The sequence below is a fragment of the Sphingomonas bisphenolicum genome (assembly GCF_024349785.1).
Lineage (GTDB): Bacteria > Pseudomonadota > Alphaproteobacteria > Sphingomonadales > Sphingomonadaceae > Sphingobium > Sphingobium bisphenolicum.
Window position 1 is genome coordinate 2,595,257 of the sequence record NZ_AP018817.1, and the last position, 18,149, is coordinate 2,613,405.

At 64.3% G+C, this 18,149-nt stretch carries 18 protein-coding genes; 13 read left to right on the plus strand and 5 right to left on the minus strand.

Annotated elements, in window-relative coordinates:
* Positions 1-70 precede the first annotated feature (70 nt).
* Both glyS and SBA_RS12845 read right to left on the minus strand, forming a co-directional pair.
* Positions 71-2,476 carry a glycine--tRNA ligase subunit beta gene (gene glyS, locus SBA_RS12840; RefSeq protein WP_261934729.1) on the minus strand — a complete coding sequence of 802 codons (2,406 nt, stop codon included), beginning with the start codon at positions 2,474-2,476 and terminating at the stop codon, positions 71-73.
* Positions 2,476-3,375, minus strand: a complete 900-nt coding sequence (locus tag SBA_RS12845) for a glycine--tRNA ligase subunit alpha (RefSeq protein WP_129926437.1) — start codon at positions 3,373-3,375, stop codon at positions 2,476-2,478. Before SBA_RS12845 ends, glyS begins: the two co-directional genes overlap by 1 nt.
* A gap of 161 nt (positions 3,376-3,536) precedes the next feature.
* Between SBA_RS12845 and SBA_RS12850 the strand changes: the two genes are divergently transcribed.
* The 6 genes from SBA_RS12850 (at position 3,537) to SBA_RS12875 (ending at position 9,358) form a co-directional block, all read left to right on the plus strand.
* A complete protein-coding gene (locus tag SBA_RS12850; RefSeq protein WP_224549468.1) occupies positions 3,537-4,478 on the plus strand; it encodes a TraB/GumN family protein in 942 nt (313 codons plus the stop codon).
* Complete coding sequence (locus SBA_RS12855) at positions 4,475-5,365, plus strand: TraB/GumN family protein (protein WP_261934730.1); 891 nt, start codon at positions 4,475-4,477, stop codon at positions 5,363-5,365. The genes SBA_RS12850 and SBA_RS12855 overlap by 4 nt, the downstream gene beginning before the upstream one ends.
* A gap of 200 nt (positions 5,366-5,565) precedes the next feature.
* Positions 5,566-6,183, plus strand: coding sequence for a 50S ribosomal protein L25/general stress protein Ctc (locus SBA_RS12860; RefSeq protein WP_261934731.1), 618 nt, complete (start codon positions 5,566-5,568; stop codon positions 6,181-6,183).
* A gap of 76 nt (positions 6,184-6,259) precedes the next feature.
* On the plus strand, positions 6,260-6,829 hold the full coding sequence (pth, locus tag SBA_RS12865) for an aminoacyl-tRNA hydrolase (protein ID WP_261934732.1): 570 nt from the start codon (positions 6,260-6,262) through the stop codon (positions 6,827-6,829).
* 88 nt (positions 6,830-6,917) lie between these two features.
* A complete protein-coding gene (locus SBA_RS12870; protein ID WP_261934733.1) occupies positions 6,918-8,546 on the plus strand; it encodes an alpha-D-glucose phosphate-specific phosphoglucomutase in 1,629 nt (542 codons plus the stop codon).
* A gap of 128 nt (positions 8,547-8,674) precedes the next feature.
* Positions 8,675-9,358: a DUF2490 domain-containing protein gene (locus SBA_RS12875; protein WP_261934734.1), complete on the plus strand. Its 684-nt coding sequence runs from the start codon at positions 8,675-8,677 to the stop codon at positions 9,356-9,358.
* 149 nt (positions 9,359-9,507) lie between these two features.
* Here the strand turns inward: SBA_RS12875 and SBA_RS12880 are convergent, their stop codons facing one another.
* Positions 9,508-10,251 (minus strand): hypothetical protein, encoded by a 744-nt coding sequence (locus SBA_RS12880; RefSeq protein ID WP_261934735.1) that lies wholly within the window; start codon positions 10,249-10,251, stop codon positions 9,508-9,510.
* 157 nt (positions 10,252-10,408) lie between these two features.
* Between SBA_RS12880 and SBA_RS12885 the strand changes: the two genes are divergently transcribed.
* Complete coding sequence (locus SBA_RS12885) at positions 10,409-10,630, plus strand: hypothetical protein (protein WP_224549578.1); 222 nt, start codon at positions 10,409-10,411, stop codon at positions 10,628-10,630.
* 41 nt (positions 10,631-10,671) lie between these two features.
* Entirely contained in the window at positions 10,672-11,529 is an 858-nt protein-coding gene (gene rarD / locus SBA_RS12890) for an EamA family transporter RarD (RefSeq protein WP_390902452.1), read from the plus strand.
* Positions 11,530-11,580: 51 nt separating this feature from the next.
* On the opposite strand, the gene SBA_RS12895 is transcribed toward rarD, so the two are convergent.
* On the minus strand, positions 11,581-12,912 hold the full coding sequence (locus tag SBA_RS12895) for a dihydroorotase (RefSeq protein WP_261934736.1): 1,332 nt from the start codon (positions 12,910-12,912) through the stop codon (positions 11,581-11,583).
* A 155-nt stretch (positions 12,913-13,067) separates the two neighbouring features.
* Between SBA_RS12895 and ygfZ the strand changes: the two genes are divergently transcribed.
* Both ygfZ and SBA_RS12905 read left to right on the plus strand, forming a co-directional pair.
* A complete protein-coding gene (gene ygfZ, locus SBA_RS12900; protein ID WP_261934737.1) occupies positions 13,068-13,805 on the plus strand; it encodes a CAF17-like 4Fe-4S cluster assembly/insertion protein YgfZ in 738 nt (245 codons plus the stop codon).
* Positions 13,802-14,554: a glutaminyl-peptide cyclotransferase gene (locus SBA_RS12905; protein ID WP_261934738.1), complete on the plus strand. Its 753-nt coding sequence runs from the start codon at positions 13,802-13,804 to the stop codon at positions 14,552-14,554. Before ygfZ ends, SBA_RS12905 begins: the two co-directional genes overlap by 4 nt.
* Here the strand turns inward: SBA_RS12905 and SBA_RS12910 are convergent.
* On the minus strand, positions 14,551-14,994 hold the full coding sequence (locus tag SBA_RS12910; RefSeq protein WP_261934739.1) for a DUF983 domain-containing protein: 444 nt from the start codon (positions 14,992-14,994) through the stop codon (positions 14,551-14,553). The genes SBA_RS12905 and SBA_RS12910 overlap by 4 nt on opposite strands.
* 160 nt (positions 14,995-15,154) lie before the next feature.
* Between SBA_RS12910 and ychF the strand changes: the two genes are divergently transcribed.
* From ychF to SBA_RS12925, 3 genes are all read left to right on the plus strand, one after another.
* Positions 15,155-16,255: a redox-regulated ATPase YchF gene (gene ychF / locus SBA_RS12915; protein WP_224549453.1), complete on the plus strand. Its 1,101-nt coding sequence runs from the start codon at positions 15,155-15,157 to the stop codon at positions 16,253-16,255.
* Positions 16,256-16,259: 4 nt separating this feature from the next.
* Complete coding sequence (locus SBA_RS12920; protein WP_224549452.1) at positions 16,260-16,790, plus strand: DNA-deoxyinosine glycosylase; 531 nt, start codon at positions 16,260-16,262, stop codon at positions 16,788-16,790.
* Positions 16,791-16,861: 71 nt separating this feature from the next.
* Positions 16,862-18,142, plus strand: a complete 1,281-nt coding sequence (locus SBA_RS12925) for an alkaline phosphatase family protein (protein WP_261934740.1) — start codon at positions 16,862-16,864, stop codon at positions 18,140-18,142.
* The last annotated feature ends 7 nt before the right edge of the window (positions 18,143-18,149 follow it).

Here is an 18,149-nt window from a genome sequence, read left to right on the forward strand (position 1 = left end):
TGCACCCGCCTTTATCAGGATTTTGTCGTCATTCCGTCATTTTTATGGACGGATATGTCCGACTTATCCGTCATCCCGCAATTTTCGAAAAGTCCGCGACGCCATGCACCGCCAAACGCACCCGGTCGAGCAGCGCGAGACGCGCCGCACGTTTTGCGGGATCGGCGTCGTTGACCGTGACGGTGTCGAAAAAGGCGTCGATCGGCGCGCGCAACGTGGCGAGCGCGGTCATGGCGTCTTCGAACCGTTCGTCGGCGACGGCCTGCATCGCGCGCGGTTCGGCAGCGTCGAGCGCGGCGAGCAGCCCAGCTTCGGCAGGTTCCAACTGATATTCTCCCCTCCCTTCCAGGGAGGGGTCGGGGGTGGGTGGCGAGCGGAGCGAGCCCTCATCCTGCGAGATGTCGGAGCCGCCTTCGGCGGCACCCACCCCCGGCCCCTCCCTGAAAGGGAGGGGAGCAGAAAGGACAGCCCCCTCCTTCTTGAGAATATTGGCCGCCCGCTTGTACCCGGCGAGCAGGTTGGCCCCGTCATCGGTCGCGACGAAGGACTGCAAAGCATGGACGCGCGCCAGCAGGCGAACTAGATCATCCTCGCCGCCAAGCGCGAACACCGCGTCGATCAGGTCGTGGCGGACCCCGGCTTCCTTCTGCTGCACTTTGAGGCGATCGGCGAAGAAGTCGAGGACTTCAATCGAGGCCATTTCTGAGGCCAAGACATATTTGCGCGCATCATCGTTCGTGACGCTGGTTGCACCGTCAATCAAGCGGTCGAATATCTCTGACCATCCAAAATCAGTCTTTAACGCACCGATGGCGTCCAAAACTGGCAACACTTTGGCAAGTGGCGGAGTCTGCCTTTGAAACGCGACATTCGCAGCGGCTAATTTGACAACCAGCAGCATCGGTATCGAGACATTTGCTTGTGCGGTCTGGGTAAGAATAGCAATTGCGGCGCGGCGCAAAGCGAACGGGTCTTTCGATCCGGTAGGCTTTTCACCGATCAAGAAAAAGCCAGCTACGGTATCCAGCTTATCCGCCAGACTCACCGCCACCGTCACCGGCGCGGTGGGCACATCGTCGCCCTGCCCGACCGGCTTGTAATGGTCGCGGATCGCGTCGGCCACCGCATCGGGCAGGCCTTCGGCGCGGGCGTAATAGCCGCCCATGACGCCCTGCAATTCGGGGAACTCGCCGACCATCTCGGTGACCAGGTCGGCCTTGGCAAGGCGCGCGGCCTGTTCGGCGAGGTCGGCCAAAGCCTCCTTCGTCATGCCAGCGCAGGCTGGCATCTCACTGCCTTGTACGCCTTCGGAAGAAAGGGAGGCCCCAGCCTCCGCTGGGGTGACGCTTGCGGGGGTAACGATCCCCTCCTCCACCAGCCACCGCGCCAGCTTCGCGACCCGCTCCACCTTGTCGGCAACGGTGCCCAGCTTCTCGTGGAAAGTGATGCGCGCCAGCTTCTGCGCATGGTCCGCCAGCGCCGTCTTGCGATCCTGCTCCCAGAAGAAGCGGGCATCGCTCAACCGCGCGGCCAGCACCTTGCGGTTGCCCGCGACGATCGCCGCGCCGCCGTCCTTCGCCTCGATATTGGCGGTGCAGATAAAGGCGGGGGCCAGCTTGCCCGCGCTATCGCGCAGCACGAAATATTTCTGGTTGATGCGCAGCGTAAGCTGGATGACTTCGGGCGGCACTTCCAGGAAAGCCGGGTCGAAATCGCCCAGCAGCGGCACCGGCCATTCGGTCAGGCCCGCATTCTCCGCGACCAGCCCCTTATCCTCGATCACGCTGTACCCATGGGCGGCAGCGGCTTCGTCGGCCTTCGCCGCGATGATCGCCTGCCGCTCCTGATGGCTCACGATCACATGGCAGGCGCGCAGCTTCTCGACATAGTCGTCCGCGCCGCCGATCGTGATCGCGCCGGGATGGTGAAAGCGATGGCCCAGCGTCGCATAGCCGGACCGCACATCCTCGACCACGATATCGACCAGTTGCTCGCCCAAAATGGCGACGATCCCCTGCAATGGGCGGACCCAGCGCAGGCTTTCGGTCGTCTGGCTTGCCACGCCCCAGCGCATCGCCTTGGGCCAGGGAAAGGCGCGGATGACGGCGGGCACGGCCTGCGTCAACACATCCATGGTGGCGCGGCCGGGCTTGTTCACGACGGCGAACCAGACGCCGTCCCGGTCTTCCAACTGGTCCTGGGTCAGGCCGGTCTTGCGCAGAAAGCCTTCGAGCGCCTGGGGCGGCGCGGATGTGCGCGGACCTTTATGCTCTTCGCTCACCGCCGCGGTTTCCACGGGCAGGTCGCGCGCGATCAGCGCCAGGCGACGCGGCGTCACGAAACTGTCGATCGCAGCGGGCTTGAGGCCGGCCCTGGCCAGTTCTTCGGTGAACAGGCGCGCCAGATCCTCCGACGCCTTGACCTGCATACGCGCGGGAATTTCCTCGCAGCGCAATTCGAGGAGGAAATCAGTCATCACGCGGTCCACCCCGGAAATTTGGCGCTCCAGGCGTCGGCATTGCTGGCGATCCACGCCTCGCAACTGCCCTTCGCCATGTCGCGCACCTGACCCATATAGCTGGCGCGTTCCTGCACGGAAATCACGCCGCGCGCCTGGAGCAGGTTGAACACATGGCTCGCCTTGATCGCCTGGTCATAGGCGGCGAGCGGCACGTTCGCTTCGATGCAACGACCATATTCGGCCTGGCAATCCTTGAACCAGCGAAACAGCTTGTCCGTGTCCGCAACCTCGAAATTCCATTTCGACATCTGCTGTTCGTTGGCCAGAAACACGTCGCCATAGGTGACGCCGGCGTCGTTGAATTTCAGGTCGTACACGCTGTCGACGCCCTGAATATACATGGCCAGCCGCTCCAACCCGTAGGTCAGCTCACCCGCGACCGGCTTGCAGTCATATCCGCCCATTTGCTGGAAATAGGTGAACTGGGTGACTTCCATCCCGTCGCACCACACTTCCCAGCCCAGACCCCAGGCGCCCAGGGTAGGGCTTTCCCAGTCGTCCTCGACGAAGCGGATGTCATGGACCAGCGGATCGATGCCGATTTCCACCAGCGACCCAAGATAGAGTTCCTGCAAATTCGCCGGGCTGGGCTTCATGATCACCTGATATTGGTAATAATGCTGCAACCGGTTGGGATTTTCGCCATAGCGCCCGTCGGTCGGGCGACGGCTGGGCTGAACATAGGCGGCGTTCCAGGGCTGCGGCCCCAGCGCCCGCAGCGTGGTCGCGGGATGGAATGTGCCCGCCCCCACTTCCATGTCATAGGGTTGGAGGATGACGCAGCCCTGTTTCCCCCAATAGGCATGGAGGGTCAGGATCAGGTCCTGGAAGGAAAGCGCTTTGCCTTCGGCCACGAAACGTCCTTATCGAAATCGCTGAATTACGTGGCCGCGCCTTGGCCCATGGGGCCGATAGGGTCAAGGGCCAAGGGTTAGGGGCCAAGGGTTAGCGGAAGCCGCCCTAAACAGGGTTAAGCGGCTTGCCCTCCCGCCCCGCGCTCCCCATTGAAGGGAGCATGAAATTGCTACCCACCCTGTTGCGGGCCTTTGGCGCCGCATGGCTGCTGATCGGCGGCGTCCCTGCCCATGCCAAACCCGCCGCCGCCCCCGCCTCCAGCATCGCGACCGCCACCCCGGCGCTGTGGGCGGTGCAGGATGCCGACACCACCATCTATCTGTTCGGCACCGTCCATGTGATGAAACCGGACATCGACTGGTTCCATGGCGACATAAAGCGCGCCTTCGACCGGTCGGACGAACTGGTGCTGGAGATTATCGAGCCGGACGACCCCCGCGCGATCGGCGCGGCCATGACGACCATGGCGATGGCGAAGGACGGGGTGAAGCTGTCCGACCGGCTGGCCCCCGATGCGCGGACGAGATATCAGGCGGCGATGGACGCCAACGGCCTGCCCTGGCGGACCTTCGACATGTTCAATCCCTGGATGAGCGGCATGGCGCTGTCGGTCGCCCCGCTCGAAAAGCTGGGCTATAAAAATGACCTCGGCGCGGAGAAAATCCTGCGCAGCGCGGCGCAGGCCTCGGGCAAGAAGGTCGATGCGCTCGAAACCGTCGAGCAGCAGGTCGGCTTCTTCGCCAGCCTGCCGATGGCCCAGCAGGTGCAGTTCCTGAACGCCACCGTCGACGGTCTGCCGGAAATGGAGAGCGAATTTGGCGACCTGCTGCGCTACTGGCAGGCCGGGCAACCGGACAAGCTGGCCAAGTCGATGAACGAATCGCTCGAAGCGACGCCGGAACTGGCGCAGGTTCTGCTCACCGGCCGCAATGCCCATTGGGCCAAGTGGATCAAGGCGCGGCTGGACCAGCCCGGCACCGTCTTCGTCGCCGTGGGCGCGGGTCATCTCGCCGGCAAGGGCAGCGTGCAGGACCAACTCAAGACATTGGGCCTGCGCGCCCGCCGCCTGAAGCCAACCCCCGTGAAAGATGGAAAGCCATGATGCGCGTCGTCACCCGCCTGCTCGCTTTGTTCGCGCTGACGCTGGTCGCAGCCTGTGGACAGAATGACACCCCCAAACAGTCCACCGCGCAAGGCGGCCCGGCCCTGTGGCAGGTGCAGCGCGGCGAACTGAAAGGCTGGCTGTTCGGCACGATCCACGTCCTGCCCAAGGGTGTCGCCTGGGACACACCCACGATAAAGGACGCGATGACCGCCTCCGACCGTCTGATTCTGGAAGCTGCGGACCTGCAGGACGAGCAGAAAACGCTGTCCCTGTTCGAGAAAATGGGCCGCAGCGCCGACCTGCCGCCGCTGGAACGACGCGTGCCGGACGAGGAAAAGACGGCATTGGTGAAGGCGATGGCCGACGGCGGCACCAACAGCCAATTGCTGTCGGGCTATGAAAGCTGGGCCGCCGCCATGCTGCTGTCCGCCGCCAGCCAGCAGGGGCTGGGCGTCAGCCAGGATGACGGCGTCGAGCCGGTGTTGATCGAAACGTTCAGGAAAGCCGGCAAGCCGATCGGCGGGCTGGAGACGGTGGAACGGCAATTCGCCGCCTTCGACACCCTGCCCGAACCGGCGCAGTCCCGCCTGCTCGTTCAGACCGTCCATGAAGCCAAGGGCATGAAGGCGCTCTACGACCGTATCCTGACCGCCTGGTCGAAGGGCGACATGGAGGCGATCGCCAAGGAGGACCAGATTGGCGAGCAGCCCGACCCGATGGTCGAGGAAGCCGTTCTGGTCGCCCGCAATCGCGACTGGGTAAAGGCGATCGAACCGATGCAGGGCCGCCCCTTCATCGCGGTGGGCGCGGGCCACCTGACCGGCCGGGAAAATCTGATCGACCTGCTCAAGGCCAGGGGGTTCACGGTGACGCGGGTGCAGTAACGCCTCCCCCACCACCGTTCGGTTCGAGCTTGTCGAGAACGCGTCCATCGTTCTCGACAAGCGCGAACCGAACGGACCTTGCGCAATATCGCCCCCACCCTTGCATTCCCGCCCTTTTCTGCTAAAGGGCCGCCTCCCGCTATGGTCATCCCTGGAGGCGTGGCGGGAAAGTACATCAATTTTGCTTTTGGAGACACGCAATGAGCGAGCAGCTTACGCTGTCGGCCGAGGCACGCGATCGGGCAGGCAAGGGAGCCTCCCGCGCCCTCCGCCGTGAGGGCCGCGTACCCGCCGTCATCTATGGAATGAACGAAGAACCCCTGTCGATCCATGTCGAGGAAAAGCTCCTCAACAAGCAGCTCGGCACCGGCCACTTCTTCAATTCGGTCATCATGGTCGAAGTCGGCGGCAAGACCGTCCGCACCCTCGCCAAGGACGTGGCCTTCCATCCCGTCTCGGACCGTCCGCTGCACGCCGATTTCCTGCGCGTTTCGGAACATGCCACCGTTCACGTCCATGTGCCCGTGCGCTTCGCCAATGAAGACGCCTCGCCGGGCCTGAAGAAGGGCGGCGTGCTCAACATCGTCGCGCACGACATCGAACTCGAAGTCGATGCGGCCGAAATCCCCGACGAAGTCGTGGTCGACCTGACCGGCCTGGAAGTCGGCGATTCGATCCACATCAGCGCCGTGACCCTGCCCAAGGGTTCGAAGGCCCTGCATGCGGACACCGACTTCTCGATCGCGACCGTCGTCGCCCCGTCGGCTCTCAAGAGCGCCGAAGGCGAAGCGGACGCCGAGGCGGCCGAAGGCGAATAAGCCTTTCTGCCTCCGGGCTGGAAATTCCGATCCCGTCCGCCTACCCGGCGGGCGGGATTTTCTTTGGAGCATGACCATGCAAATCTGGGCCGGCCTTGGCAATCCGGGGCAGCAATATGCGATGCATCGGCACAATGTCGGCTTCATGGTCGCGGACCTGATCGCGGACCTGCATCGCTTTTCGCCGCCGAAGAAGCAGTTTCAGGGCTGGGTGCAGGAAGGACGGATCGGGCCGGAAAAGGTCATCCTGCTCAAACCCGCGACCTTCATGAACGAAAGCGGCCGCTCGGTCGGCGAAGCCATGCGCTTCTACAAGCTGACACCGCAGGACGTCACCGTCTTCCACGACGAACTCGACCTGGTGCCCATGAAGGTCAAGGTGAAGCGCGGCGGCGGCAATGCCGGGCATAACGGCCTGCGCTCGACCGACGCGCATATCGGCAATGATTTCCGCCGGGTGCGGATCGGCATCGGCCATCCGGGCCATAAGGACAAGGTCCATGGCTATGTGCTGGGCAATTACGCCAAGGGCGAGATGGACGCCCTGACCGACATGCTGGCCGCAATCGGCGCGGAAGCCGAATGGCTGGCGAAGAATGACGACGCCCGCTTCATGAACGAAGTGGCGCTGCGGCTGGCCGCCTGAAAAGCTTAACCCGATTGCGCGTCGCAACATTGCCGGGCCATAAGGCCCATAATATCGCAGTGCGCAAACGCAGTTCAGGGGATATTGGGTGATTTACACCGTTGCCACGACGCCGTTCGACGACCAGAAGCCCGGCACGTCCGGCCTGCGCAAGAAGGTCCGCATTTTCCAGCAGCCCCATTATGCCGAAAATTTCGTCCAGTCGGTGTTCGACAGCCTCGACGGTTTTGCCGGGCAGACGCTGGTGGTGGGCGGCGACGGCCGTTACCTGAACCGCGACGTCATCCAGATCGTCCTGAAGATGGCGGCGGCCAACGGCTTCGGCCGGGCGCTGGTCGGCCAAGGCGGTATCTTGTCCACCCCCGCCGCCTCGCACCTGATCCGCGCATCCGGCGCGTTCGGCGGCCTCGTCCTGTCGGCCAGCCACAATCCGGGCGGCCCGGACGAGGATTTCGGCATCAAATATAATATCGGCAATGGCGGCCCCGCGCCGGAAAAGGTGACGGACGCCATCGCCGCCCGCTCGCTCGTCATCGACAGCTATAAAATCCTCGATGCCGCCGATGTCGATATCGACACGATCGGCGAAAGCCAGTTGGGCGACATGACGGTCCAGGTGGTCGATCCGGTGGCGGCCTATGCCGACCTGATGGAAAGCCTGTTCGATTTCGCCGCGATCCGCGCCCAGATTGCAGGCAGCGTCACCCTCGCCTTCGACAGCATGAGCGCGGTCACCGGCCCCTATGCGGTCGAGATTTTCGAGCGCCGCTTGGGCGCGCCGCAGGGCACGGTGATGAACGGCACGCCGCTCCCCGATTTCGGCCATCACCATCCCGACCCGAATCTGGTCCATGCCAAAGAACTGTACGACCGGATGATGGCCCCCGACGCGCCCGACTTCGGCGCGGCGTCGGACGGCGACGGCGACCGCAACCTCATCATCGGCCGCCATTGCTATGTGACGCCCTCGGACTCGCTCGCGGTGCTGGCCGCCAACGCCCATCTGGCGCCCGGCTATGCCGCTGGCCTCAAGGGCATCGCCCGCTCCATGCCGACCAGCGGCGCGGCCGACCGGGTCGCGAAAAAGCTGGGCGTGCCGCTCTACGAGACGCCGACCGGCTGGAAATTTTTCGGCAACCTGCTCGACGCCGGCATGGCGACCATCTGCGGCGAGGAAAGCGCCGGCACCGGCTCCGACCATGTGCGCGAGAAGGACGGCATCTGGGCCGTCCTGCTCTGGCTCAACATCCTGGCCGTCCGCCAGCAAAGCGTCGCCGCCATCATGGCGGACCATTGGGCGACCTATGGCCGCAACTATTATGCCCGCCACGATTATGAAGCCATCGCCAAGGACAAGGCCGATGCGCTGATGGCGGCGCTGCGGGGCAAGCTGGCGACGCTGGCCGGCACCGCAAGCAGCGGCGGCACGGTCAAGGCCGCCGACGATTTCGCCTATACCGACCCCACCGACCAGTCGGTCAGCCGCAACCAGGGCGTCCGCATCCTGTTCACGGACGGATCGCGCGTGGTGTTCCGCCTGTCCGGCACCGGCACGGAGGGCGCCACCCTTCGCGTCTATATCGAGCGTTATGTCGGCCCGGACGGCGACCTCGGCCTGGAAACCGGCGACGCCCTCGCCCCGCTGATCGCCGCCGCGCAGGAGGTCGCCGACATATCCGGCCATATCGGGATGGAGCAGCCGAGCGTCATCACCTGACACCCGGCTTCAAACATGCCGGGCCGAACATAAACTAACGCACGGGCAACAAGATGGACATGCGTACGGATTAGAGAAAGGTCACCCGTCCGTCGGCGGTCCGTTCCTCTTCCGATCCCAGGAAATCCATGCGCCGCCTCGCCCTTTGCCTGTCCGCCTGCCTCGCCCTGCTGTCGAACCCAAGCCGCGCGGCCACCAGCCAGGATGAGCAATTCTGGCTCAACCTGACCGCCATGGGATCGGTGAAGGACGAACTGGTCTATTTCGCGGAGATCCAGCCACGTATCGGCGACGGCGTCTCGCGGGTCGACCAGTCGCTGTTTCGCGGCGCTGTAGGCTGGAAATTCTCCCCCAGCTTAACCCTCTATCAGGGCTATGCCCATGTCGTCGCACCGATCGAGGGCGGCAAGGATATCAACGAGGAACGCAGCTTCCAGCAATTGAGCTGGACGCTCGGCAAGCCCTGGAGCGGCGAACTCTCGTCCCGCACGCGCCTCGAACAGCGCTGGCGCTCGGACGGCGACGACATGGGCTGGCGGCTGCGCGAGATGCTTCGCTACGAAAAACCGCTGCGTGCCGACAGCGACGCCGTCAACGCGCTGGTCTATGCCGAGGGTTTCGCCGCGCTCAACGACACCGACTGGGGCGCACGCAGCGGCTTCGACCAGCTACGCAGCTTCGTCGGCGCGGAAATCGGCCTGCCCGGCGCATCGACACTGGAAGTGGGCTATCTCAACCAGATCATCAATCAGCGCGCGGGCAACATGCGCGTCAACCATGTGGCGTCCGTAACGCTCTTCGTCAGGCACTGATGCACTTCTGCGCAAGCCTTTGATAACAAAGAAAAATAGGATGAAAGCGCACAACGGTTCATGGCAAGTCGATCAAAAATCAAATTATTACAGTGATTTAAGACGATAGACTCCGCCAGAACTGTCCAACTTGCCGTCGCACAACAGGCCTACCGCCCGTTATCAGCGATGATATCGACACTGGTCTTGCCGCCCGGCGCATCGGTGAAGAGGATGAAATAGGCGCTGCCGTCGGACCCGCGGGTGCCGCCCAGCACATGGTCGCCGCCCAAGATCTTATGTTCGCCATCATAGCCGGCGCGGCGGGCCAGCGTGTAATAATAATCCATCACACCCTGCCGCGGCGCAGGCGTCACGAAGCTGGCCGCACGCAGGGTACAGCCACCGGCCTCCGCTCCCGCCGCCTCGGTGAGTTGCGCCCCAGGGAACAGGCCGAAGGGCTCGGGCAGTCGCTGCGCCCATTCCATGCCATAATTGAATTTCTTCGCGCAGTTGCCGTTGCCGCCACGGCGCCCGGCCTGTTCGCGCGCGACCGCGCCCAGCGTCACGGTCGACGCCATCGCCTCGCCCTCGCTCGCCGCCGGGGCCGCGATCAGCTTGCCGCCGGCCAACTTTACCGCCTCCGCCTGCGCTGCGCCAGCGTCTCCGGCCAGCACCGGCACCGCGCCATTGGCGGGCCGATCGGCGGGACGCACGGCATTGCGGTTGGCCTGACCCACCAACTGCGGATCGACGACGATCGGATCGGCCAGCGCCCCCTTGAGCGCCGGGTCGGTCGCATTGTCGGTCAGTTGCGCATCGAGCGCGGCGAGGCTGGCATCCTTGTCCCCCTTGCCGCACGCGGCCAGCGCCAGCACCAGAGAAACCATCGCTAAAGACCGGACACGCGCCATGCTTCACTCCTTCGTAAACAAGCCATGAAGAGGGCAAGTTAATATTCCATTAGGATATTTGGTGAATCTGCCGATTTTTGCGCAGATGGCCAGCTCTTATCGAATGGCCTTGTCCCGCTGTCTTGCTCTGGGACAGTTGGTCGGCCATGATGGGCCGATGCTCAATATATTGTCAGGCTTCATCGGCCTTGTCACCCTCATCCTCATGATCCCCGCGATCATTCCGCTGCTGGGCGCGCTCAATTGGATATTGGTGCCGCTGGCCCTGTTCGGCGCCCTTGTCGGCATGATGTCGTCGAAAAATGGCGGGCGGAACTTCTGCCTGATCGTCGCCGCTTTCGGCGCGCTGCGGCTGTTTCTGGGCGGCGGCATATTCTGATCCGGGATCATCCGGAAGCGCGCAAGGGTCTGCTCGCAGCACTGGCCGCCTATGGCCTATGGGGGCTGCTGCCGCTCTTCTTCCGCCTGCTGCACCATGTCGATCCTGTGGAGATCGTGACCCAGCGCATCCTCTGGTCGCTGCTGCTGATCCTCGCCATCATCGCCGCCCGCAAAGGGCTGCCCGCCTTCCTTGGCGCCATGGGCGACCGGCGACTGGTGGTGCCGCTGGCGGGATCTGCGATGATGATCGGGGTCAACTGGCTGACCTATGTCTGGGCGGTCAACGGCGGCCATATCGTCGCGGCCAGCCTGGGCTATTTCCTCAACCCGCTGGTGAACGTCACCCTGGGTGTCCTTGTGCTCAAGGAAAAGCTGCGGCTCTCGCAAATGCTGGCGATCGGCGTCGCCGCCATCGGCGTCGCCATTCTTGCCGCGTCGGCGCTGACCACGCTGTGGATCAGTCTGGCGCTGGCTTTCAGTTTCGCCTTCTACGCCCTGCTCCGCAAGCTGACGCCGGTGGCGCCGATGACCGGGCTGGGCGTCGAAACCGCGCTGCTCACGCCGCTCGCCATCGCTTATCTGCTATGGGAAATGGGGCATGGCGGCGTCGGTTTCGGGCAGGATATGCCGACCACGGCGCTGCTCATCATCTCCGGCGCGGTGACCACGGTGCCGCTGGTGCTGTTCGCCGTCGCCGCCCAGCGCCTGCCGATGGCCACGCTCGGCCTGATGCAATATCTCGCGCCCACGCTGCAATTTCTGTGCGGTATATTGCTGTTCGGCGAAAAGCTCAGCACCGGCCAGATGGCGAGTTTCGGACTGATCTGGCTCGGCCTCATCTTCTTCGCCAGCGACGGGATCGCCAACGCGCGGCGCAACCGGCTGGCGACGGCATAAATCTCCATCCGTCCGTTTCGAGCCGGTCTCGAAGCGGACGGATGGACGATATCAGGCGAACTGGGTCGCCTCGAACCGCACCGCTTCACCCACCGCCGCATTGGCCAGCGCATCCTCCCACATCACGCGATTGCCGCGAATGATGGTGCCGACCGCCTTGCCGGTCAGTTGATCGCCCTCGAACGGCGACCAGTTGCAGCGCGACGCGAGCCAGTCGCTGCCCACCGTCCAGCGCTTCTTCAGATCGACCACGGTGAAGTCGGCGTCATAGCCGAGCGCGATCCGTCCCTTGCCGACAAGCCCGAACACCCGCTGCGGTCCCGACGAGGTGAGTTCGATGAAGCGCCGCAGCGACAGCCGCCCCTCCGCCACATGGTTGAGCAGCAACGGCACCAAAGTCTGCACCCCCGGCATCCCGCTGGGCGATGCGGGATAAGTCTTGGCCTTTTCCTCGATCGTGTGCGGCGCATGGTCGCTGCCCAGCACGTCGGGCACGCCCTGATTGAGCCAGAACCACAGGCCGTCGCGATGCGCGCCCGACCGGATCGGCGGGTTCATCTGCGCATAGGTGCCAAGGCGCGGATAGGCGTCCTCGCCCGCCAGCGTCAGATGCTGCGGCGTCACTTCGCAGGTCGCGATATCCTTGTTCTGCGCGATATATTCCAGTTCGGCGGGCGTCGTGATGTGCAGGATGTGGATGCGACGGCGCGCCTTGCGCGCCAGCGCGATGATGCGTTTCGTGGCGATCATCGCGCTTTCATCGTCGCGCCAGACGGGGTGGGTCGACGGATCGCCTTCCAGCGCATGGACCTTGCGCGCGTTCATCCGCGTCTCGTCCTCGGCATGGATGGCGACGCGGCGCGTGCCGCTGGCCAGCACGCGCGACAGGGCGTCGTCATCGTCCACCAGCAGGCTGCCGGTCGAGGCGCCCATGAAGATCTTTACCCCAGACGTACCGGGGATGCGTTCCAGCTCCTTTAACTGCTCGGCATTGTCGGCGGTCGCCCCGACATAGAAGGCATGGTCGCACCACATGCGATGATGCGCGCGCTTCAGCTTGTCATGCACCCGCTCCGCGGTGTCGGTGTTGGGATTGGTGTTGGGCATTTCGAATACGGCGGTCACGCCGCCCAGCACCGCGGCGCGGCTGCCCGATTCGAGGTCTTCCTTATGCTCCAACCCCGGCTCGCGGAAATGGACCTGACTATCGATGCAGCCGGGCAGAACGTCGAGGCCGGTGCAGTCGATCACCTCGCCCGCATCGCCCAAGCTAGCGCCGATCGCCACGATCTTCCCGGCCCGCACGCCCACATCCACGCTCTCCGCGCCGCCCGGCGTATGGACGGTGCCGTTCTTGAGGATCATGTCGAAGGTCTGGGTCATGGCGTAGGTTTCCGCTTTATAAGTCCGTTCGCCTTGAGCGAAGTCGAAGGGCACTGCCGAACGCAGTGAGGCCTTCGCTCCGCTCAGGCAAGGGCTTCGACTTCGCTCAGCCCGAACGGGTTGGTAATTTGACGTGACTGTCCTACCTAAAGCCGATGACCGGCACCACCCTATGCGACCGCGCGATCCTGAGAATTTCCGGCGAGGAGGCGAAACCCTTCCTGCAAGGGCTGCTCACCCGCAACGTCCTCACCCTTTCCCCCGACCAACCGCGCTGGACCGGGCTGCTGACGCCGCAGGGCAAGGCCTTGTTCGATTTCATCCTGTGGAGGGATGGCGACGATGTGCTGATCGATTGCGAAGCGGCGCAGGCCGACGCACTCGCCAAGCGACTGACGATCTATCGCCTGCGCCGCAAGGTCACGATAGTCCGTGAGGAAGGGCTCGCTGTCCATTGGTCGCCCGACGCCACCGACCAGCCGCTCGACCCGCGCCTGCCCGCGCTCGGCCATCGCTGGATCGCGCCCGCCACGCCGGGCGACGCTGCCCCCGCTTTCCGCGCGCATCGCCTGGCGCTGGGCGTGTTCGAAGGCGCGGCGGAACTGGGGCAGGACCAGACGCTGTGGCTGGAAACCAATGCGGAGGAACTGCACGGCGTCGATTATGACAAGGGCTGCTATGTCGGGCAGGAGAACACCGCCCGGATGCATTACCGCAACAAGGTGAGCCGTCGCCTCGTCGCCGTGCCGATCGCGCAGGCGGACGAAAAGCGCCAGCGCGCCGCCTTGCCCGATATGGGCCTGTCGATCGAGTTGCGCCGGGTCGAAACGCTCGATCCCGCTATCCTTCCCTCATGGCTGGCTGCCGCGATCGAAAGCCAGGCGGCGGAATGAATCGCATCCTGTTCGCGCTCGTCAGCGCCTTTCTTCTGGTTCCCCCCGCCCAAGCCGACACCCCCTGGACGCTGGTCGCCACCCATCCCCATGACGCGACCGCCTTCACCGAAGGTCTCTTCTACCATGACGGCGCGCTCTACGAGAGTACCGGGCTGGAGGGCCAGTCGGACATCCGCAAGGTGGCACTGAAGACCGGCAAAATCCTGCAACGCCGCATCATCGACCCGCCTTATTTCGGCGAGGGCATCGTCAACTGGGGCGACAAGCTGGTGAGCCTGACTTGGCGGCACCGCCGGGGCTTCGTCTGGAACCTGGCGGATTTCGCACCGCTATCCGACTTCCGCTATGATGGCGAGGGCTGGGGCATGACGCAGGATGGCCGCAGCCTCATCATGAGCGACGGCACCGCGCAACTGCGTTTCCTCGATCCCGACAGCCTGGCCGAACAGCGCCGTATCACCGTCACCTGGAACGGCCGGGCGGTCGATCGGCTGAACGAGTTGGAATATGTGAAGGGGGAGGTGTGGGCGAATATCTGGTACGACACCCGCATCGCCCGCATCGATCCCGCGACCGGCGCCGTGATCGACTGGATCGACGTGTCGCGCCTGCGCAAGGCCGCGGGCGTCACCGATAGCGAAGCCGTCGCCAACGGCATCGCCTACGACGCGGCGAAGGACCGCGTCTTCATCACCGGCAAAAACTGGCCGAAACTGTTCGAAATCAAGCTCGCGCCCAAGCCCTAGCCGCGCGGCTCTCCGCCGTGCAGCTTGGCCCACAGCGCCGCAGTGCCGGCCTCCTGCGCGCTGTTCGTGAACTGGGCGGCGATCAGCCAGCCCTTGATCGGCCGCATCGGCAGAAGCGTCGTCAGGATCAGCACCGGCACCCCGACGGCCAGATGCACCCAAAGGCCCGGCCGCGCCATGATCTCCAGCATGATGATGAAGATGACGCCCGGCACGCAGGCGAAGAGTTGCACGAACACCGCCGGGCCATCGGCCGGATCGGCAAAGCTATAGTCCAGGTCGCACACCTCGCAATGGTCGCGCATCGTCAGGAACCCGGTGAAGATATGCCCTTCGCCGCAGCGCGGGCAGCGACCGAATGCGCCCGTTTCATGCGCAGGGCGCTTTTTCCACGCCCGACCCTTTTCGTCGATCCAGTGGGTTTCTCTGCTCTGTTCCATATCATCTCCAGCCATCATCCCCTATGTCGGCAAAGCGCCGCCGATTGCAATTGCGCCTTTTGTCCCACCCCTTCTGGCCCACGAACGCGCCAAGGCTGGCCATCGGGCGCACAAACCGCTATCGGGCGCGCCAATGTTTCCGATCTTATAAGGCAGTCAAATGGGTTTTCGTTGCGGTATCGTCGGCCTCCCCAATGTGGGCAAGTCCACCCTGTTCAACGCGCTGACCGAAACGCAGGCAGCGCAGGCGGCCAACTATCCTTTCTGCACGATCGAACCCAATGAAGGCCGCGTCGCCGTGCCCGACGACCGGCTGGACACGATCGCAAAGATCGGCGGCAGCGCGAAGATCATCGAAACCCAGCTCAGCTTCGTCGACATTGCCGGGCTGGTGCGTGGCGCGTCGAAGGGCGAAGGGCTTGGCAACCAGTTCCTGGCCAACATCCGCGAAACCGACGCGATCGTCCACGTCCTGCGCTGTTTCGAGGATGACGACATCACCCATGTCGAGGGCAAGGTCGATCCGATCGCCGACGCCGAGACGGTCGAGATGGAATTGATGCTCGCCGATCTGGAAAGTCTGGAAAAGCGCGTCCCCAACCTCGCCAAGAAGGCCGCGCAGGGCGACAAGGAAGCCAAGGCCGCCGCCGCCGTGCTGGGCCAGGCGCTCGACCTGCTGCGCGAGGGCAAGCCCGCCCGCCTCACCATGCCGCGCGATGTCGAGGAAGAGCGGCTGTTCAATCAGGCGCAGTTGCTGACCGCCAAGCCGGTTCTCTATGTCTGTAATGTCGAGGAAGACGCCGCATCGGACGGCAACGCCTTTTCCGCGCGCGTGTTCGAAAAGGCGAAGGCCGAAAACGCCAGTGCGGTGATCGTGTCCGCCGCGATAGAGGCGGAACTGGTGACCATGCCGGTCGAGGAACGCGCCGAATATCTCGAAGCGCTGGGCCTGACCGAAGCCGGTCTCGCCCGCATCATCCGCGCCGGTTACGAACTGCTGGGCCTCATCACCTTCTTCACCGTAGGCCCGAAGGAAGCGCGCGCCTGGACGGTGGCGAAGGGATCGAAGGCGCCTCAGGCGGCGGGCGCGATCCACACCGATTTCGAGAAGGGCTTCATTCGCGCCGAAACCATGGCCTATGCCGATTACGTGCAATATAATGGGGAAGCCGGCGCCAAGGAAGCGGGCAAGTGGCGGTCGGAAGGCAAGGAATATGTGACGCAGGACGGCGACATCATGCTGTTCCGTTTCAACGTCTGATCCCATGGCGCTGCGGCTTGGCCAGATGCCTGCCCAGCGCAAGGCCGCCTTCCCGCCCAGCGTCGATGCCGATACGCGCGTCCTGATCCTGGGCAGCCTGCCGGGCGATGCGTCGATCCGGCAGGGCGAATATTATGCCCATCGCGGCAACGCTTTCTGGACTTTGGTCGGGGATGTGCTGGGCGAAGATCTGCGCGGCCAGCCCTATGCGATGCGGCTCAAACGGCTGCGCGCACGCGGCATTGGCCTGTGGGACGTAATCGAGAGCGCCGAGCGCGATGGCAGTCTGGACGGATCGATCCGTGGCGCGGAACTGCGCGACCTTGGCGCCTTCGTCGCGCGCCTGCCCGCGCTCCGGGCCATCGCCTTCAACGGCAAGACAGCCGCGCTACATGGTCGGCGACAGTTGGGCGAGCGGCAGGATATGCCCCTAATCGACCTGCCCTCCTCCAGCGGCGCCTATGCCAGCCTGTCGCGCGACGCCAAACGCGCCGCGTGGATGGCGATCGCCGATCATCTCGCTGCGGCTTCCTGATGTCTTCGTCACTTTACCGACATGGTCCGGCTGCTAAGCAGCGGGCAATGCCAAAACATGAAGAGTCGCTGATGTCCCTCCGCCGCCTGCCCCTCGCCCTCGCCCTGTCAGCCTCCGGTCTGCTGGGCGCCTGCGCGCCGATGCAGCCGCATCCCGTCGCCATCGCGTCTGCACCAGCGGAGCAGCGCGCGCCGATCACCTTGCTGGTGTCGATCGACGGTTTCCGCCCCGACTATCTGACCCGCAACGTGTCGCCCAACCTCAACGCGCTGGCCGCCGGAGGCGTCGAGGCGTCGATGCGCCCGTCCTTCCCGACCAAGACCTTCCCCAATCACTGGGCGATCGTCACCGGCGACCGGCCTGATCGCAGCGGCATCGTCGCCAACAATATGGAGGATGAGAGCCGGCCCAAGGACAAGTTCACCATGGCCAGCGACGATCCCTATTGGTGGAACGAAGCCGAGCCGATCTGGATCACCGCCGAGAAACAGGGTGCGCGCACCGCGACGATGTTCTGGCCCGGTTCCAACGTCGCCTGGGGCGGCACCAAGGCAGCCGAATGGCCCTATAGCATCAGCAACGGATCGCGCCCCAGCGACTGGGCGCAGTTCAACGAGGCGATCAGCGCGACCCAGCGGGTAAATAGCGTCCTCGACATACTACGCCGCCCGGCCGACATCCGTCCGCGCTTCGTCACCCTTTATTTCGACGAGGTGGACACCGCTGGCCATGTCAACGGCCCCGATGCGGCGCAAACGACCCAGGCCGTGGCCGATGTCGACGCCCATATCGGCAACCTGATCGCCGGACTGAAGGCGATGGGCCAGCCCGCGAACATCGTCATCGTGTCCGACCACGGCATGGCGGCCAAGGCGAACGACCGGGTCATCGTCCTCGACAAGATCGCGAACCCGGCCGACTATCGCACCGTCGAAACCGGCCCCTATGCCAGCCTGGCCGCGGTCCCGGGCCATGAAAAGACGTTGGAAGCCGCGCTGTTCAAGTCGCGTGGCCATATGCAATGCTGGCGCAAGGGCGAAATCCCGGCGCGCTTCCACTATGGCACGCACCGTCGCATCCCGCCCTATTTCTGCCTCGCGGAAACCGGTTGGGTGTTCCAGAATACGACCCCGACCAAGCCGATCACCGGCGGCGACCATGGCTGGGACGATCGCGCTCCAGAAATGCAGGCGCTGTTCATCGCCAACGGCCCGGCCTTCAACACGGGGTTTCGCCCGTCGGCCGACTTCGCCAATGTCGACGTCTATCCACTGCTGGCCCGGCTGCTGGGCGTGACGCCGCAACCATCCGATGGCGATGCGGCTATGTTGCAGGGCCTGATCAAACCCTGACATTGAC